Here is a 17,605-nt window from a genome sequence, read left to right on the forward strand (position 1 = left end):
CCTGCCCTCTTTCTCGTCCCCTGTAAATCCTTGCATCACACGTTTAGCGGTAGATGTCCAACACCCTTGTCACATAGTTCTGCGTCTGCGCGTAGGGCGGAACGCCGCCGTATGCCTTGACTGCATTCGGTCCCGCATTGTAGGCAGCAACCGCCTTCTTTACGTCACCGTCGAATGTGTCGAGCATCTCACGCAGGTACTTCGCGCCCCCCTCCACATTGCTCTTCATATCGTACGGATTCACACCGAGCTCCGCCGCCGTATCCGGCATGAGCTGCATGACACCAATCGCCCCGGCGGACGAAACGGCATTCTGGTCACCGCCGGACTCAACCTCTGCAACTGCGGAGACGAGCTTCGGGTCGACTGCGTACTTCGCCGCTGCCTCGTGGATCATATGCGTGAGCTGCGGATTTGCATAGTTCGCCCGCTCTGCTGCTACCGTCTTCTCTGCAGCGGCAGTTTTCTGTACGCGCTGCGCTGCTTGCGCCTTCGTCGCGGCAGATGCGCTGTTCTTGTCGATTTCCTGCCGCAGCTTTGCAGCGAAGTCCATCCCCGGGAGCTGCTGATTCGACAGATTAAACTGCCACTCGATCTCCGCGATGCGCGCCTGTATTTGTTTGACGCCCGAAAGATCCATCATACCGCTTCCTCCAATTCCCTATTTCGCATGGTCAGCTGCAGGCCGATCTCATCGAGCATCTTCTGCTCCTCCTGCAAGACCTCCGCCTTGTACTCCGCAAGGCGTTTTTCCCTTAGTTTTTCGATGCTTTTCAGGGCACTCATCTGTTCCATGAGCACCTTGAGACGTCTCTGACGTTCGGCATTCGCCGCGAGAATCACCTGCTGCTGATCCTCGATCTGCTGACGCTTCCACCCAAAGAAGCGATTGAAGCTCATGAGCGTGCCGATTTTGATCCGCGTACCTTCCTTCGATAAATTTTCGTAGTCCAGCTGCCCTCTGTGCATCTCCTCGAGCAGCTGACGCTGGTAGGCACGCGCTTCCTCAAGACGACGTACGGCTTCGGCAAAGGCGACCTCCGCCTCCTCCTTCTTCATGCGTGTCACCTTGAGCAGCGTCTCAAGCTGAAATCGAAATTTTTTCATGATGCTGCCTCGGCGACCGGCGTTTCAGGCGGCGGGGCAGCCTTACCCACAGCCGTAAGCAGCCGCTGCTCCGTCTCCTCATAGGAGGTCACTTCGTAGATGTCCTGACAAAGAAAGGTATTGATGCCGTCAATCTTCTGAATTGCAGCGTCGATCTTCGGACTTGAGCCCTTGACATACGCTCCGATGTGGATGAGATCCTCCGCCTCGGCATAGACCGCCATGAGCTGACGCATTTCCTGCGCCGCCTCAAGGTGGCTCTTGTCCACGACCTCGTACATGACACGGCTGACGCTTCCGAGCACGTCAATCGCGGGGAAGTGGTTCTGTGCCGCAATCCGTCGCGAGAGTACAATATGACCATCGAGAATGGAGCGCACAGCGTCCGCAATCGGCTCATTCATATCATCGCCGTCCACGAGAACCGTGTAGATGCCCGTGATCGAGCCCTTCTCGCTCGTACCCGCACGCTCAAGGAGACGCGGCAGCATGGCAAAGACGGAGGGCGTATAGCCGCGCGTCGTAGGCGGCTCGCCGATGGTAAGTCCAACCTCGCGCTGCGCCATCGCAAAGCGCGTGACCGAGTCCATCATCAGGACGACCTTATGCCCCTGATCGCGAAAATACTCGGCAATCGCCGTCCCTGTCATTGCCCCCTTAATGCGCACAAGTGCAGGCTGGTCGGAGGTCGCGACAACGACAACGGAGCGTTTCAGCCCCTCCTCGCCGAGGTCGCGCTCGATAAAGTCGCGCACCTCACGGCCGCGCTCCCCAACGAGCGTGATGACGCTGATATCCGCCTCGGTGTTGCGCGCAACCATCGAGAGAAGCGTGGATTTACCGACACCGGAGCCTGCCATAATACCGATGCGCTGCCCGTCGCCAAGCGTGATGAGGCCATCGATCGCACGCACGCCGACATAGAGATTGTCGTGAATGCGTGGGCGCGTGAGCGGTGGCGGCGGCGGTGCTTGCAGCGGGTATTCTTCCTTTGCGAGAATCGGACCTTTGCCGTCGATCGGATTGCCAAGCCCGTCGAGAACGCGCCCGAGCAGTTCGGGTCCCACCTTGACGCGCAGCCGCCGCCCCGTTGCGATGACCTCACAGCCGGGGCCGATGCCCTGCATCTCGCCGACGGGCATGAGGAGCACGCTGCCCTCACGGAATCCGACGACCTCCGCCGGGATCGGCGGCATCCCTGCAAAATGAGAGCTCACATAGCAGAGCTCGCCAACCGTGACGGTCGGTCCCTGCGACTCGATGACGAGACCGATGATCTGCGTCACCTTGCCCGTCAGCTTCATCGGAGAGGAGCTGTGCAGCGCATCCCGAAATTTTTGGATATCTATGGAAAATGGGGGATTCCCCCCCGTTTCACTCATATTCATAGCATAACTTCCCGCACAGCCTTCTTGAGCTGTTCGATCTGCGTCTGCAGACGCGCGTCCACACTGCCATTCGGGGTCTCCACGAGACAGTCCCCGGGCTTCAGCCCCTCGTCCGAGGTGATTGTTAGGTTCGTATCCCCCGCCGTCAGGACAGAGCGCAGCTCGTCCCGCGCCATGAGCACAAAGTCATAGCTCGCAGGCGGAACATGGACGACAATCTCTTTCTGATCCTTCACGCGCAGGATGGCATCACGTACAACAGGCAACACCATCTGCGGCACGTCAATGAAGTGCTGCGGCAGCACGCGCTCGACCGCCGTCATGGCGATGGATACGATGTCCTGCTCTGCACGAACGACATAGTCGCGTATGGCATCATGCGCGTCGCGCAGGGTCTTCTCCGCCTGTGCGTTCGTCTGGCGGATGAGCTCTGCCATCTCCTCGCGCACGGCAGCTTCGCCCGCTGTGCGCCCTTCGGCAAAGCCTTCCTCATACCCTTGCTTGCGAGCTTCTTCGCGCTGCTGCTCGATCTGTGTCTGCGCCTCAGTGAGAAGGCGGTCGCGATCCTCCTCGGCCTGACCGCGAAGGACGGCAACCTGGATCTCCGCCTCCTTGACGCGCTCATCCATCGCCTGCTCGCGTTCTGCAATGCGTGCGAGCAAGTTCTGAACGGCTTCTTCGCTCAGCCCTTCCTCCTCGCCGTCCTCGCGGGGCGGCGGCGGAGGTGGCGGTACGTCAATGAGATGTGGATTCTCTTCCCAGACGGCTGCCTTGATAACTCTAGACAATCATTTCGTCTCCCTTGCCACGCGAAATCACAATCTCGCCCTTGTCCTCGAGCACGCGGATGACAGCGACAACCTTCTGCTGCGCCTCTTCCACGTCGCGAATCTTGACCGGCCCCATGAATTCGATCTCCTCGCGCAGCATATCGGCAGCGCGCGTCGACATATTCTTGAACACCTTTTCTGCGACCTCCTGCGGCGTTGCCTTGAGCGCGAGGGAGAGATCCTTGGTCTCCACCTGACGCAGAACGAGCTGCAGGGAACGGTCGTCGATCTGGACAATATCCTCGAACACGAACATGAGCTTCTTGATCTCTTCGGCGAGTTCGGGATTGTCGACCTCGAGGGTCTCGACAATCGCCTTCTCCGTCGTGCGGTCGACGCGGTTGAGTACCTCGACGATCGCCTTGATGCCGCCCGCTGTGGTAAAGTCCTGTGTGACCATCGAGGACAGCTTTCTCTCCAACACGCGCTCGACCTCGCGGATGAAGTCCGGCGATGTGCGATCCATCATCGCAACGCGCTTCGTGACTTCGACCTGCGACTCCGGCGGAAGCGAGCCGAGGACGATCGCCGCCTGATCCGGCTCGAGATACGCCATGATGAGCGCAATGGTCTGCGGATGCTCGTTCTGAATGAAGTTGAGCAGCTGCGCAGGATCGGTTTTCCGCAGAAAGTCGAAGGGACGCACCTGCAAGCTCGTCGTGAGACGGTTGATGATCTCGAGTGCCTTGTCGGGACCGAGTGCCTTCTCGAGGACGTTCTGCGCATATTGCAGACCGCCCGAGGAAATGTAGTCCTGTGCCATACACATGGAGTAGAACTCCGCGATGACCTCCGCCTTGAGAGAGGAGGACACCTGCTTCTGGTTCGCGATCTCGAGTGTCAGATGCTCGATCTCATCGTCGTCCATATGCTGAAACAGCTTTGCAGAGTACTCGGGACCAATGGCGATGAAGAGGACTGCAGCCTTCTGCTGATTGGTGAGATCACCGCTGCCATACATATCCGGCATACTTACTCCTCCTCCGAAAGCCACGTCTTGACGAGGAGAGCCACCTCTTCGGGCTTGTTGTCAATGAGAGCAAGCAGCGCAAGTTTCTGGTTCATCTGCTGCTGCTCCTCCTCAGAGAGATCTTCTTCCTCGACCTCGCCTGCTGCAATTGCCGCAGCACGCTGCTCTGCAATACGCTCTTCCTCGATGCGCTGTGCCTCCTCTGCTGCCTCACGCTCAAGACGCTTCTTGCGGCGATACATGAGGATGCCGCCCACGATGAGCGCAATGACAAGCAGGGCAAGTCCGACCTGCGTGTAGAAGATGCGATCCTGACGATCCTTCTCCGCCTGTTCCTCTGCAGCACGACGCTCTGCCGCCTCTGTGCTGAAGGGCAGCGGCTCGACGGAAATCGTGTCGCCGCGCTGCGGATTGATGCCCGCCGCGCTGCTGACCGTGCGCAGGATGCTCTCCTGCTGTGGCTGGGTTACGTCATCGTTGACGAGAACCGCGACCGTCAGGCGGCGGATCGAGCCCGGGGATGCGATGACGTGCTGCCGCTCCTCGTTGATCTCGTAGTTCTTTGTAGATTCCTTTTTCTCGTACTCGGCGTTGGCATTTGCCTCCTGCTCGACATAGCCGGGGACGTTGCTCTGCACACCTGCAGGTCCTCCCGGATTCGTCGAACTGCCGACATAGCTCTCGGAGATATCCTGCTGACTGCGGATGATGCCCGCATCGTCCACCACAGGCGTAAAGGTCTGGCGGTCGGTCAGACGGTCATCGAAGTCGAGTTCCACGCTCACGCGTGCAAAGGCACGCCCCTCGCCCAGTGTCTGGTCGAGGAGGGACTGCACCTTCTTCTCGATGTTGTCCTGCACCTTGCGCGTCATGTCAAGCTGCGTGAGTGTCTTGACACCAATGGATTTTTCGTCCTGATCGTCGGGATCGTTCAGGATCTTCCCCGTATCGTCGACGATCGTGATGTTCTCCGGTGTCAGCCCCTTGACGCTGTGCGCTGCAAGGTTGACAATTCCCTTGATCTCTTTCTTCGTCAGCTCCGCATGAGGTTTCAGGCGCAGCATAATGGAAGCCGTCGCCGGCTTCTCCTCTTTCTTATAGAGACTGTCCTCGGGTAGCACAATGTGGACGCGAGCCTTCTCGACCGCCTCCAGCTGCTCGATCGTGCGCGTCAGTTCTCCCTGCAGAGCCTGCAGATAGTTGACACGATTCTGGAACTCGGTGACACCGAGCTTGCTGTCGTCAAAGATCTCAAAGCCCTTGTTTCCATGCGGCAGCCCCTGCGTCGCAAGGTTCAGACGCGCCTCATGGACATGTGTCGTCGGGACAAGGATCGTCGTCCCCGACTTGTTTTCCTGTACTTCGTAAGTAATGTTCGATTCGCGCAGCTGATTGGCAACCTCGCCGGCATCCTTGGTCTCCATATCGGTGAACAGCGGCACCATATCCGGCTTGCTGCCGTACCAAAAGCTCAGACCAAAGATGAGGACGAGAATCGCGAGTGCTGAACCGAGCATGATGTAGCGCTGTCGCTTGTCAAAGCGTTCCCACATGGCAAGACCGCGCTCTTTCCACTCTCCCATAATCTCTTTCCCTTCAAGTCATCACGGTTATGCGCCGCCGTCGGAGCAGCGCACGAAAACGGCAGGCTGTAATTACACCTGCATCCTCATGATTTCCTGATAGGCAGCAATGGCACGATTGCGCAGCTGCAGAGTCAGCTGCAGAGCAATCTCCGCCTTCTGCCCTGCCACGATGACTTGAGAGACATCCTGGACTTCGCCCGCTGCGAGCAGCTTGTTCTGCTGATCCGATGCGAGCTGGAGGCGGTTGACCTCCGAGAGTGCATCCTGTAAGTAGGCACCGAAGTTTTTCGGCGGCTCTTTTTCGACCGTCTCGCCCAGATGGCTGGTTGCGCGCATCGTCACGGGGGTCATTTGCAGTGCTTGTACTTCCATATACATTGATCTCCCTTAAAAATGTGCACGCACATCAATTTCCACTGCCGATTCGGAGTGCAGCCGACACCATCGACTTTGCCGCATTGATCGTTGTCGTATTCGCTTCGTACCCGCGCGACGCGGAGATCATGTCCACCATCTCGGAGACAATATTGACATTCGGCCGCTCGACATAGCCCTCTGCATTCGCATCCGGATGCCCCGGCTCATAGACGAGCGTCCCCTGCGTGCGATCCTCCTGAATGGATACCGCCCGCACACCGTCGCCCGGACGCATACGCTCCGAGGCACGCGCAAGAAAAGACTCAAAGCCGATGCCATTCCCCTTTTCGCGCGGCTGGAAAACGACATAGCGGCGATGATAGGCACCTCCGCCCTGTGCACGCGTTGTGTTGGCGTTTGCAATGTTGTTGGAGATCACATCCATGCGCAGACGTTCCGCCGTAAGTCCGGACGCCGCTGCATCAATTCCCAGAAACATTCCCATATCATGCCCTCCTGTTGATCAGCTGCCCTGACTGCTCGAAATGACGCTCTTCAGCTTGCTGATATGCCCTCCAAGCGTCGTTGCCAGTGCGCTGTAGTACAGCTGGTTCTTCGCAACCTCTGCCATTTCCACGTCGATGTCGACGTTATTCCCATCCAGACGCATATTCGTATGCTGCTCCTGCTCAATGACAGGCCGTGCCTTCCCCCGAAAGGCAACGGGAAAATGTCGGTCATGCGTCCGCACAACTTTCATCAGAGGATCGTTTTCCAGTCCCAGTTCCTGTTTCAGCAAGTCCTCAAAGCGGACATGACTCCGCTTGAAGTTCGGGGTGTTCACGTTGGCGATGTTATTGCTGAGCACCTCGTGCCGCAAGGATGCCGCCGCCAGTGCGCGGCTGCCGATATCAAGAGTCGAGGTGTTCACCAGCTGCTCAAGCATGAAAGTCACATTCCTTTTCCCGTATTTTTAGAAAACGCTAATGCTATCAGTTTCTCCCTAATGTGCACAGAAAAAAAGACACATAAAATAGATATATATTTAGTTCTACATCCCTAAAAAAAATCCTTTTCATTCTAACACTTTTTCCCTAAAAAGGGAAGAATGGTTTTCGACCGCATCGGTCACATCGTATCTGCTGTTATGCCCGTGCAGGCTGTGTCTTGTCCACATGGAGGCTCTTGACAAAAATATTGATTTCGTGGACGACCATCCCAGTCATGCGCTCGATCTCCTCCTGCAGTGTGTGTCGGAGACGCGCCATCGTCTCCGCAATCGTATGTCCGTAAGCAAAGACAACCTCAATGGATACGGTAATACCAAGGTCATCGTCACCGCTCACTAGATGCTTCACATGGGTCGATGCAACACGGTGCACCTCATCAATCTTTTCCGCCGCAATATGCACAATGCTCTTGATGACCGAATCATCGATGACAAGTTTTCCGTAGTAGCTGAACACAGGGCGTACAATGGAACGTTCCCCAAGACGACGACGTTTGGAAGAGGAGGTCTTAAAGAAGCTCTTGATGGGATCGATCAGATAGCCCGAAAAATGCGGCTTGAGTTCGATCGTCGGAACGGGAATGATGTGCTCGCCGCGCTTGAGTCGATGGTACTGTGCGAGCTCCATATCCTTCTTTGAGGCGATGTCCTCAATGCGGATGATCTTGCTCACTGAGCCGATGTGCAGAGTCTTTGCGATTTTCTGGACCATATTCTCCGAAGTGCCGAGAATGAGAATTCTTCGGGGCTGCGACTGTGCAATGGCACGGCGCACATCGGAGGCGTGTCCCGGCAGCACAAAGATCGCACGGCGTACCGCCATAATGCGGTTCTTTTCCTTTTTTGCAGAGGTGCCGCCAATCACCTTGCCATCCTTGATAAGGATACCGTCGTCAATGATGGCATCCGCACCGTTTTGCTGGGCGACCCATAGGGCGCGGTGGCTTTTGCCGGTACCGCTGGGGCCGACAAGGGCAATAACGTCCATTGTGTCTCTCCTCTTTTCATCTCAGCTGATATGACGCGGCGGACGATAGAAATTCTCCGCGTAGATGTCCTCGATGGTAAACTGTCCGACAGCATCCGGCTCCCGCCCCGCGAATCCGCGGTAATCCGAACCGCCGGAGGCGAGAAGCCTGTATTTCTGCGCCACATCCAAATAGTGCTGCGTGTCCGTACGATCATAGGAAGGATAGAAGACCTCGATGCCCTCAATCCCCTGTGCAATGATCCGTGCCATCGTCGTATCATCGCCGATGAGCTTCGGATTGCCGAGGACGGGAATGCCGCCTGCCTCCTTGATGATGTGAATCAGTTCCTCAGATGCAAGTCGAAAATGTGGTACATAGGCGGGACACCCGCGTTTCAGAAGCTGGTCAAAGCACGTGCGGATGGAGTCAAAATACCCTTTTTTGACGAGGACACGCGCCACATGGGAGCGTCCAACGGCCTTGCACATCCCCTCGTCCGTCAGAACATCCGTCTCACCGATCTCGTACCCCAGCTCTCGCAGACGTTCCACGATTTCGGTAAAACGTGTCCATCGTGCCTCGCTGATCTCCTCCAGTTTTTCCTGAAGCCCCGCATCGTAGATATCAACGTTATAGCCCAGTATATGAACGTCATACGCGCCGTCGACCGTACTGAACCCGACCCCCGGGATAATCTTGAGACTCCCACCCGCGTAGTGTCCGCTCTCATAGAGCTCCGTAACCCCCTCGACCGTGTCGTGATCCGTAATTGCAATATAGCGCAGACCCGCCGCCTTTGCCGCCTCCACGATCTCCTCCGGGGTATCCTTCCCATCGGAAAATGTCGTGTGGATATGCAAGTCGCTTGGCATAGCATTCTCCTTGATTATGCATTCTCGCGGATCAAAACGCGTTCGATCTGCGTCGGACAGTATCCCGAAGGGTCGACCTCCACGATCACGGCGGCATACTCCGCCGCCCCCTCCGCCATCTCAAAACGTACGGGCATCCCCGTGCGGAATTTTTGAATTACAATATCCTTGCGCACGCCCAAAATAGAGTCCTGTGAGCCGACCATGCCAAGATCCGTGATATATGCCGTGCCACCCGGCAGAATGCGCTCATCCGCCGTCTGCACATGCGTGTGCGTTCCGACGACAATGTCCGCTCGCCCGTCCAGATAGTATCCCATCGCGAGCTTCTCCGAGGTGGTCTCAGCGTGGAAGTCGAGCACGACGACATCCACCATTCCGTCGATCTCCGCGAGGATATCATCTGCCTTTTGAAACGGGCAGTCGAGGGCGGGCATGAAGGAGCGTCCCGACAGATTCAACACGGCGATATTCGCCGCCTTGAATGGGAAGATGCAGTACCCCTTCCCCGGAGTCCCTTCGGGGTAGTTTGCGGGACGCACGAGAAACGGCTCCTCGTCGACGAAGGCAAAGACATCTTTCTTGTCCCAGACATGATTGCCCGAGGTTACAATGTCCGCACCACCCGCATAGAGTTCATCCAGAGCCTTGCGCGTGAATCCCTTGCCGCCGGCGGAGTTCTCTCCGTTGACAACGACCACATCGATTGCACGGTCGCGCCGCAGCTTCGGTGTAATCGCACGAAAGGCATGCCGTCCCGCACGTCCGACAACGTCACCGACCAACATAATGCGCACAGTGCTTCCTCCCATTTTCCTCATCGGTTGTAGACAATGACCTGATCGCGTTCACGGATGCCGACCAGACGGTCGCGCAGAGGAATCTCCCGCACAGCGATGAGCATGCGCTCAAGGGTCTCGTGCTGAAGCATACGGAACTCCACATCCAACGCCTCCCCCCCATGTGCGTCGATGAGGAGATCCTCGCCGAACCGCTCCGTCAGGAGCTGCACAATGAGGTTCAGCTCCCGTTCCGAGAGCTCGTCCATCCGCCGTGCAAGGTGCAGTATGGTAAGCGCGTCATGCTGTTCATAGCAAAAGTCCATTGTGCTCGCCACACTGCCCTCGATCACATGGAATGTCTCAATGCTCTCCCCAAGAAGTGCGGCAATTTTTTCGATTTCCTCCGGGGAAAGCTGTGCACGCACGACGAAATCCATCGTCAAAAGACTCTCATGAGGATCGTAGGAAACCGATTCAATCTCGGGGAAACAGACGAGTACGGAGGCGAGCAGCTGAACGCCGGGGCGCGCCTGCTCGTTTTGGGAGCGGGAAGGGCGACGTCCCGCAATCCTTCGCAAAAAGTCAAACATAGCACCGCCTCCCACACATTCTATTCAACACTGTTAATACATCCAAGCCCGAGCGCGTAGACCTTGTTCCGTCCCGCCTTTTTCGCCTGATAGAGTGCTTCATCCGCATTCTTGAACAGCTGAAGCTCATTGTCGCGCTCCACATCGAACGTCGCAACGCCGACGCTGACCGTGACCGCACGTTCAAACGGCATCTCTGCCGCCTCCACACAGCGGCGGATACGCTCGCCGACCCTGCCCGCAACAGCGAGGGGCGCACCTTCGAGAATGATAAAGAACTCATCGCCGCCCCAACGGCACCCCGCATCCGATCCGCGAATGGTACGGGAGATCGCGTCCGCCACCTTGAGGAGTACCTTGTCCCCCGTATCATGCCCATAGGTATCGTTGACGCCCTTGAAGTGGTCGATGTCCATGAGAATGACAGAGAGCGGCGTCTTATGCTCCTGCGCCTGTTCAACAGCATCCTTCAGAAGCCGCTCCATCTCACGGCGATTCAGCAGGTTCGTCAGGGCATCGCGACTCGCCAACTGCGAGAGACGTTGATTTGCCGTATGCAGTTCCTCCTCCGAAACGCGGATGAAATGCGACATGAACGCGAGCATCTTGCGGTTATAGGAGAGATGTGCCACTCGCTTGGTCTGCAGTGGGATGTTCTTCGTATAGCCCGGATCTTCCTTCATGCCGACGAGCAGGACATTCAGATTCGCCGTAGCAATACGTCTGCCCACACGCCGAACCTCACCGAACAAAAACGAGGTCGACGAGGGAACCCCCGCACAGGGCGTCATCTCCGTCACCACATCTTCGCCGAGCAGCAAATAGTGTCCAACGCACGCCGTGCCGAGGATCGCCTGCGGCGAGAACGCGGACATCGAGCGCGTATTCTCCGCCGCCTTCGAGAGGATTCCATACGGATCGCCATAGGCAAGGCGGAACTTCGTCCCTTTCTGCATGGGAATGCCAAAAGTCAGTGCTCCCGTCCCCTCTTCAATCTTGAGCGGGACGCGTGCCGAGATCGACCCGTCCTCCTCCTCAAAGCAGAGTGGAAAGAGTGCGGCATCCGCGCTGAAGTCACCGTCGCCCCTGATGCCGAAATAACGATCATAGATCTTGAGCGGCGTATCGCCGTCCAGCTCCATGATCGTGCACCCCTCCACCTTGGTCGCCACAATCTCGCGCCCGAGGACGTTCCAGCCAAAATTGCGTACGACATGCACCTCCAACGTCTCTCCGTGGAAGACGACAGCGACCATGCCAAGCTCCATCACAACATCGTCCGCAACGATATAGCCGTGTGCGTTGATCGCCCCTGCATCCACGAATGCACCGAATACCTCGATGCGCTCATCAATGACAGAGATCCCATCGAACAGGGCGTCAATTTGATCCATGAGCCCGACGACAAAAAACTCGATGCTCTTCGTTTGAGGACATGCTGCAACAAAATCGACAAACGTTGCCGTTGTTGCCGCATCTGCCGTATTCCCTTCCACAACGGCAAAATCCACCTGCGATGCCTCGAATGCCGTAAAGGTCAGCATGATCCCTTCCGTATCCAGTTGGAGATCCGCCATCTTGAGTGCGCAGGTGTGCGCCAGAATCCTTGCCTCCGGAAACAGCGCACGAACGGCTTCCTTCATCTGCAAAGCCTTTGCGAGCGGCATCTCGCAGGGTGCGGTAATCGTGATAAGCAGGGATTCCACATGGGGAATCCGCTCCAATGTTTCCTTCGCCTGTTCCGCTTTGCGCTGTGCGGCTGCAGTACCGGAAACAATATACGTCAGTTGCTGCATAGAGTCCCCCCATCGAAACACGTCCAAACGCGTCTGCCCCCCGGCATGACGCACTCTCCATATTTCCCAGAAATAGGGGGCATGTGCCCCCTATCTCGCATACACTTTGAACTTCACGTCTACTTGGCGTAGTCGACGACACGCGTCTCTCGGATCACCGTTGCCTTGATCTGACCCGGATATTCGAGATCCCCCTCGATCTTTTTCACAATGTCATGGACGAGCACTGCGGCACCCGCATCATCCACCTTGTCCGGCTTGACCATGACGCGGATCTCGCGTCCCGCCTGGATCGCAAAGCAGCGCTCCACCCCATCAAATGACTCGGCAATCTCCTCGAGTGCCTTGAGGCGCTTGATGTAGGACTCCAGACTCTCGCGCCGCGCACCGGGGCGTGCCGCCGAAACGGCATCGGCCGCCGCGACAAGCACCGCCTCAATCGTCGTCGCCTCCTCATCGCCATGGTGGCAGGCAATGATGTTGATGACCTCCTTGGACTCGCGATACTTGCGCGCAAGATCGGCACCCACGGTGACATGGGGACCCTCAACCTCATGGCTGACTGCCTTGCCGATATCATGGAGAAGTCCGCCGCGCTTGGCAAGCATGACATCGCAGTCGAGCTCTGCCGCCATGAGTCCCGCGAGGTGCGCGACCTCAATGGAATGCGCGAGCACGTTCTGCCCATAGCTCGTACGATAGCGCATACGTCCCAGGAGGCGCACGAGCTCCGGATGGATGCCATGCACGCCCGTCTCGAACGTCGCCTGTTCGCCCGCTTCTTTAATCCGCTGATCAACCTCACGGCGCGCCTTCTCGATCATCTCCTCAATGCGAGCGGGATGGATGCGTCCGTCCTGAATCAGCTTTTCGAGTGCAATGCGTGCAATCTCACGCCGCACGGGGTCAAATCCCGAGAGAATGACCGCCTCGGGGGTATCGTCGATGATGAGATCAATGCCGGTCAGCGTCTCGAGCGTGCGGATATTTCGACCCTCGCGCCCGATGATGCGCCCCTTCATCTCGTCGTTCGGCAGTGCCACGACCGAGACCGTTGTCTCTGCCACATGATCGGCGGCGCAGCGCTGGATTGCAACGCTCAGGATCTCGCGCGCTGCCTTGTCCGCCTCGTCCTTCGTCTGCTGGATGTACTCCTTGATCTTGCGTGCCTTCTCGTGCTTGAGCTCCTCCTCCGCCTCTGCCATGAGAATCGTGCGTGCCTCCTCGACCGAGAGTCCCGAGATGCGCTCGAGCTCCTGCTTCTGGCTCTCGTAGAGAGCTGTTACCTCCGCCTGCGTCTTGTCGATGCGTGCCTCCTTGCGCGCAAGACCTTCCTCTTTCTTCTCGATGGACTCAAGCTTGCGGTCGAGGTTTTCCTCCTTCTGAATCGTGCGACGCTCGAGACGCTGAATCTCACTGCGCCGCTCCTTCGAGTCACGCTCGAACTCCTGCCGCTGACGCTGGATTTCCTCCTTTGCCTCAAGCAGGGCTTCCTTCTGCTTCGTCTCCGCCCGCTTGCCGGCCTCTTCGACAATGCGCTTTGCTTCGTCCTCGGCTGATCCTATCTGAGCCTCCGCCGTGCGTCTCCGTGCAACATAGCCCGCAGCAGCACCAACAGCGACAGCAAAAATTACCATGAGTAATTCAGTAATAATAACGGCCACCTCCTCATTGTGTTGTTCAAAATTGCCTATAGAATACTCCTATCCATTTTAATGTTTTTTCTCTATAGTGTCAAGAATTCTGTGTGATCTGCTCGCTCCTCGGCTCCCTATGCTTTGGAAATCGAAGATACTGGACGGACTGATAAATTCAGCAGCGTCATCTTAGCACATCTTTTCCGCCAAAGTGCAAACAAAAAAGATACGTCAGGATGGTAGTGCTGAATTTATCAGTGTTCCCTCTATTTTATCAGCAATTCCTCAATTGAAAAATCGGGATGCACCACACAATGCGGTGTATCCCGATTCTTTTACCTCTGTGGAAATCTGCGCAGTGCACGCGGCTTGCCAAGTACCTCGGCGAGCACGATTGCCTGTGCCATCGTATCCGCCGTCAGCTGCGGCAATAGGACAGACGGCGTTCGCACAGCAGTTTGCGGAACAACCGCAGCAGCGGCCTGAGCCTCCTCTGCCGCAAGCCGTTCCACACGTTCACGGGCACGCTTGGCACGCTGTGCCTCTCTGCGCGCCTCTTCCCATTTGCTGCGCAGCTCCTGTGCACGCAGCACCTCCGCGTCAACCGTAACCTGCACGTCGGAGGGAATCCCGCGCATCGGCGGAATCTCGAACGTCGTATTCTGCTCCGCCCGTTTCCTCGGACGCGGAATGTCCTGCGGCACGGTCGGCGGCGGCACCTTTTTCTTGCCGCGCACGCGGTCATCAAAGACGGCAATCGCTACCGCGACGGCGATGACAATGAGGTATTCCATACCGCATCCCTCACTTTACGGGCGGTGTCGGATGCTTTTCGTCCGCCTTCCCCGATGCGCTGATGGCGTGACGCATATCGGTGTCGGACTGGATATTGTTCAGCTGGTAGTAATCCATCACGCCGAGCTTGCCCTCGCGCAGAGCCTGTGCCATTGCGTGCGGTACTTCGGACTGTGCCTCGACAACCTTTGCCTCCATCTCCTGCGTGTACGCCTTCATCTCCTGCTCGCGCGCAACCGCCATGGCACGGCGTTCCTCCGCCTTTGCCTGTGCAATGCGCTTGTCCGCCTCCGCCTGATCGGTCTGGAGCTCCGCGCCGATGTTGCGCCCAACATCCACGTCCGCAATGTCGATGGAAAGGATCTCAAACGCTGTGCCCGCATCAAGCCCCTTGCCGAGCACCGTCTTCGAGATGTCATCGGGGTTTGCAAGCACGTCCGTGTGGCTCTGCGAGGAACCGACCGTCGTGACAATGCCCTCACCGACACGGGCGATAATCGTCGGCTCACCCGCACCACCGACGAGGCGGTCGATGTTCGCACGCACAGTGACGCGTGCCTTGATCTTGAGCTCAATACCGTTTGCCGCGACAGCGGAGACAATCGGTGTCTCAATGACCTTCGGATTGACGCTCATCTGCACGGCATCGAGCACATCGCGCCCCGCGAGGTCAATCGCTGCTGCACGCTCGAACGGCAGGGCGATCTGTGCGCGATGGGATGCGATCAGCGCATCGACCACCTTGTCCACATTGCCGCCCGCGAGGTAATGTGCCTCGAGCTGGTTGACGCTTACGTCAAGCCCCGCCTTATTTGCCTTAATCAGCGGCAGTACGATGCGGCTTGGCGGTACGCGGCGCAGACGCATACCGATGAGTGACATAATGCTCACCGAGACATTTGCCGAGATCGCGGACACCCAGAGCCCGAGCGGCACAAAGTGCAGGAAAATCGACACGGCAAGAATGACGATGACAATGAGGAATGCTCCCCCAAACAGTGTTCCCATACGAACCTCCTTAACAAATTCCGCCAGACGGCACTATGCCTCGCGTACGACCACGCGGCTGCCGTTCACGGACAGGACAACAATGCTTTTCCCTTTTTGAATAAACGCACCCTCAGAGATCACATCCACGGGACGACCGTCGATGCGTGCCGTCCCCGAGGGACGCAGTTCCGTGAGCACCTCGCCCGTCTTCCCTACAAGCTCCGACTGCTCCGCCGCACTCACATAGCCCTCCTCTGTACGCGAGGACTTTTGCAGAACAATCTTGTTCCAGAGCCTACTTGACGGCAGACGCGAGACAATCAGCAAAAAGAGGACAACCGCAATCACCAGTGCGATGCCGAGTGCCGCCAGAGCACCGATGTCTCCGCCGAGTGCAAGCACAATGCTGTAGAGCATCGCCGCGACGCCAAGCCCCGCAAGCAAGCCCACCGTCGGCATCAGGATCTCTACGATAATCATGAGGACGCCCACAAGAAAGACTGCAATGTGATAGAGTTCCACCAATCCGCGCGTGTACTGGCTGCCCCAGAAGACCGCCGCCGCGACGATGCCAAGCAGAACCCCTACACCGAGCCCGCCCGTCTTGATCTCCACCATGATGGAGAGAAACATGACGGCAAGCAAGAGGACTTGCAGAACAGAATTATCTACGACCAGATTCACAAGATCCCTCCTCCTTACGCGAAAAAACCTCCACGCTCTCACGCGGAGGTTCCTATGCTGAAAATGGTCGGAACGACGAGATTCGAACTCACGACCTCTTCCACCCCAAGGAAGCGCTCTACCAAGCTGAGCTACGTCCCGAACAAATGGTATTATACCTACCTTTTCTCGTTTTGTCAATCCCTTTGCGTCATCTGCTTCATGAGGCGGAGTGCGCCGATTTCGACTCCTGTCTCGCGCGCAACCTGTTCGACCGTACGTCCGGCACGCAGGAGGGCACGCGCCTTGGTAATCGCTTCGTCCTCACGCACGGGCTGTGTCTCCTCCGCAGACGCAATGGGAGGTGTCGGCATAGAGGGCGCAGAGGGCTGCACCGATACCGCTCCCGGCCTTCGCTGCGGCAACGCGGTGCTCTGCACACGCTCCTGCGGCATCGGTGGACGCATTGCGGTGGGAAGCGGCACAGACTGCGACACCTCCCGCCCCGTACGCATCGGCATCGGTGCGGGCTGGGGGGATACGGCAACGCTCTGCGGCTCCGCAGCCGCGCGTGCCTGCTCACGCAAAATGGACTGCTGGAGCACGGCAGCAAATTCATCCCCGTCCGTGCGTCGCGCTTCCTGCGATGGCAGCGGCGGTGCGGAGGCGACAGGCATACGTTCTGCGGGGTGCGCCACTGGGGTCGGCATTGGCTGTCCCGTGTCGCGCAGACGACGCTCAAGTTCCTCAATGCGTTGGCGGAGTGCCCATTCCAGCCGCTGTGCATCGGCAACGCACGTCTCAAGACGCACACGTCGGTCGTCCGCTTCGCGCAGCAGCCCCTCAAGTTTGGTGACGTGGCTGCCGAGTCGCTTGATTATGGTATCAGCGGACTGCTGAAGCTCTTTTTTTAGTTTCTCAATGGATGCAGCAAGATCCTCGTCCTCCTCTTCACTGCGCTGCCGCCGATGAATGATATAGCGCACAATGAGCAGCAAAACAGCGCCGAGAATGATGAGAGCACCCAGAATTTCGGTCACGGAAATAATAACGGGACGCCTCCTTCGCGACGTTTCCAAACGATATGAGAGAAAGATTTAGGAATCGCTGATAAAATGAAGTCCGTCAGATTGGCGTAGATTTTTTGTCCGAACAAGGAGGCAAACCGGACGCATAGCAGGGGCTATGTGGAGGATTTGCCGACACAGTGCGGGCAAAAAAGATGCGTCGAGATGGCGCGGCTGAATTTATCAGTGCTTCCT

At 57.5% G+C, this 17,605-nt stretch carries 20 protein-coding genes and 1 tRNA gene; 1 reads left to right on the forward strand and 20 read right to left on the reverse strand.

Annotated elements, in window-relative coordinates; genetic code table 11:
- Positions 1-43 precede the first annotated feature (43 nt).
- The 20 genes from ACO6BQ_RS01645 to ACO6BQ_RS01740 form a co-directional block, all read right to left on the reverse strand.
- The gene (locus ACO6BQ_RS01645; protein WP_489119068.1) at positions 44-643 is read right to left on the reverse strand and encodes a lytic transglycosylase domain-containing protein; all 600 of its coding nucleotides are present in this window, start codon (positions 641-643) and stop codon (positions 44-46) included.
- Positions 640-1,107: a flagellar export protein FliJ gene (fliJ, locus tag ACO6BQ_RS01650; protein WP_489119074.1), complete on the reverse strand. Its 468-nt coding sequence runs from the start codon at positions 1,105-1,107 to the stop codon at positions 640-642. The genes ACO6BQ_RS01645 and fliJ overlap by 4 nt, the downstream gene beginning before the upstream one ends.
- Positions 1,104-2,495: a flagellar protein export ATPase FliI gene (gene fliI, locus ACO6BQ_RS01655; protein ID WP_489119076.1), complete on the reverse strand. Its 1,392-nt coding sequence runs from the start codon at positions 2,493-2,495 to the stop codon at positions 1,104-1,106. The genes fliJ and fliI overlap by 4 nt, the downstream gene beginning before the upstream one ends.
- Complete coding sequence (locus tag ACO6BQ_RS01660) at positions 2,492-3,283, reverse strand: FliH/SctL family protein (protein WP_489119078.1); 792 nt, start codon at positions 3,281-3,283, stop codon at positions 2,492-2,494. The genes fliI and ACO6BQ_RS01660 overlap by 4 nt, the downstream gene beginning before the upstream one ends.
- The gene (fliG, locus tag ACO6BQ_RS01665; protein WP_489119081.1) at positions 3,276-4,295 is read right to left on the reverse strand and encodes a flagellar motor switch protein FliG; all 1,020 of its coding nucleotides are present in this window, start codon (positions 4,293-4,295) and stop codon (positions 3,276-3,278) included. The genes ACO6BQ_RS01660 and fliG overlap by 8 nt, the downstream gene beginning before the upstream one ends.
- Positions 4,296-4,297: 2 nt before the next feature.
- Entirely contained in the window at positions 4,298-5,878 is a 1,581-nt protein-coding gene (gene fliF, locus ACO6BQ_RS01670; protein WP_489119086.1) for a flagellar basal-body MS-ring/collar protein FliF, read from the reverse strand.
- Between the two features lie 72 nt (positions 5,879-5,950).
- Positions 5,951-6,253, reverse strand: coding sequence for a flagellar hook-basal body complex protein FliE (gene fliE / locus ACO6BQ_RS01675; protein ID WP_489119088.1), 303 nt, complete (start codon positions 6,251-6,253; stop codon positions 5,951-5,953).
- Between the two features lie 34 nt (positions 6,254-6,287).
- Entirely contained in the window at positions 6,288-6,743 is a 456-nt protein-coding gene (gene flgC, locus ACO6BQ_RS01680; RefSeq protein WP_489119090.1) for a flagellar basal body rod protein FlgC, read from the reverse strand.
- Positions 6,744-6,761: 18 nt separating this feature from the next.
- On the reverse strand, positions 6,762-7,184 hold the full coding sequence (gene flgB, locus ACO6BQ_RS01685; RefSeq protein WP_489119092.1) for a flagellar basal body rod protein FlgB: 423 nt from the start codon (positions 7,182-7,184) through the stop codon (positions 6,762-6,764).
- A gap of 199 nt (positions 7,185-7,383) precedes the next feature.
- Positions 7,384-8,235 (reverse strand): Asp23/Gls24 family envelope stress response protein, encoded by an 852-nt coding sequence (locus tag ACO6BQ_RS01690; protein ID WP_489119095.1) that lies wholly within the window; start codon positions 8,233-8,235, stop codon positions 7,384-7,386.
- 21 nt (positions 8,236-8,256) lie between these two features.
- Positions 8,257-9,090 (reverse strand): PHP domain-containing protein, encoded by an 834-nt coding sequence (locus ACO6BQ_RS01695; RefSeq protein ID WP_489119098.1) that lies wholly within the window; start codon positions 9,088-9,090, stop codon positions 8,257-8,259.
- A gap of 14 nt (positions 9,091-9,104) precedes the next feature.
- Entirely contained in the window at positions 9,105-9,887 is a 783-nt protein-coding gene (locus tag ACO6BQ_RS01700) for a TIGR00282 family metallophosphoesterase (RefSeq protein ID WP_489119101.1), read from the reverse strand.
- Positions 9,888-9,907: 20 nt separating this feature from the next.
- Positions 9,908-10,462, reverse strand: coding sequence for a hypothetical protein (locus tag ACO6BQ_RS01705; RefSeq protein ID WP_489119104.1), 555 nt, complete (start codon positions 10,460-10,462; stop codon positions 9,908-9,910).
- A 20-nt stretch (positions 10,463-10,482) separates the two neighbouring features.
- Positions 10,483-12,258 carry a sensor domain-containing diguanylate cyclase gene (locus tag ACO6BQ_RS01710; RefSeq protein ID WP_489119107.1) on the reverse strand — a complete coding sequence of 592 codons (1,776 nt, stop codon included), beginning with the start codon at positions 12,256-12,258 and terminating at the stop codon, positions 10,483-10,485.
- Positions 12,259-12,377: 119 nt separating this feature from the next.
- The gene (rny, locus tag ACO6BQ_RS01715; RefSeq protein ID WP_489119110.1) at positions 12,378-13,895 is read right to left on the reverse strand and encodes a ribonuclease Y; all 1,518 of its coding nucleotides are present in this window, start codon (positions 13,893-13,895) and stop codon (positions 12,378-12,380) included.
- A 335-nt stretch (positions 13,896-14,230) separates the two neighbouring features.
- Positions 14,231-14,689, reverse strand: a complete 459-nt coding sequence (locus ACO6BQ_RS01720) for a hypothetical protein (RefSeq protein ID WP_489119113.1) — start codon at positions 14,687-14,689, stop codon at positions 14,231-14,233.
- 10 nt (positions 14,690-14,699) lie between these two features.
- A complete protein-coding gene (gene floA, locus ACO6BQ_RS01725) occupies positions 14,700-15,698 on the reverse strand; it encodes a flotillin-like protein FloA (RefSeq protein WP_006692823.1) in 999 nt (332 codons plus the stop codon).
- Positions 15,699-15,731: 33 nt separating this feature from the next.
- Positions 15,732-16,364, reverse strand: coding sequence for an NfeD family protein (locus ACO6BQ_RS01730; RefSeq protein WP_489119117.1), 633 nt, complete (start codon positions 16,362-16,364; stop codon positions 15,732-15,734).
- Positions 16,365-16,428: 64 nt separating this feature from the next.
- Positions 16,429-16,505 (reverse strand) — tRNA-Pro (locus ACO6BQ_RS01735).
- Positions 16,506-16,540: 35 nt separating this feature from the next.
- Positions 16,541-17,341: a hypothetical protein gene (locus tag ACO6BQ_RS01740; RefSeq protein ID WP_489119121.1), complete on the reverse strand. Its 801-nt coding sequence runs from the start codon at positions 17,339-17,341 to the stop codon at positions 16,541-16,543.
- A 141-nt stretch (positions 17,342-17,482) separates the two neighbouring features.
- Between ACO6BQ_RS01740 and ACO6BQ_RS01745 the strand changes: the two genes are divergently transcribed.
- Positions 17,483-17,605: secretion protein HlyD (locus tag ACO6BQ_RS01745; protein WP_489119123.1), on the forward strand; the 123-nt coding region annotated here is incomplete at its 3' end.

The organism is Centipeda sp. (in: firmicutes) (assembly GCF_057271695.1).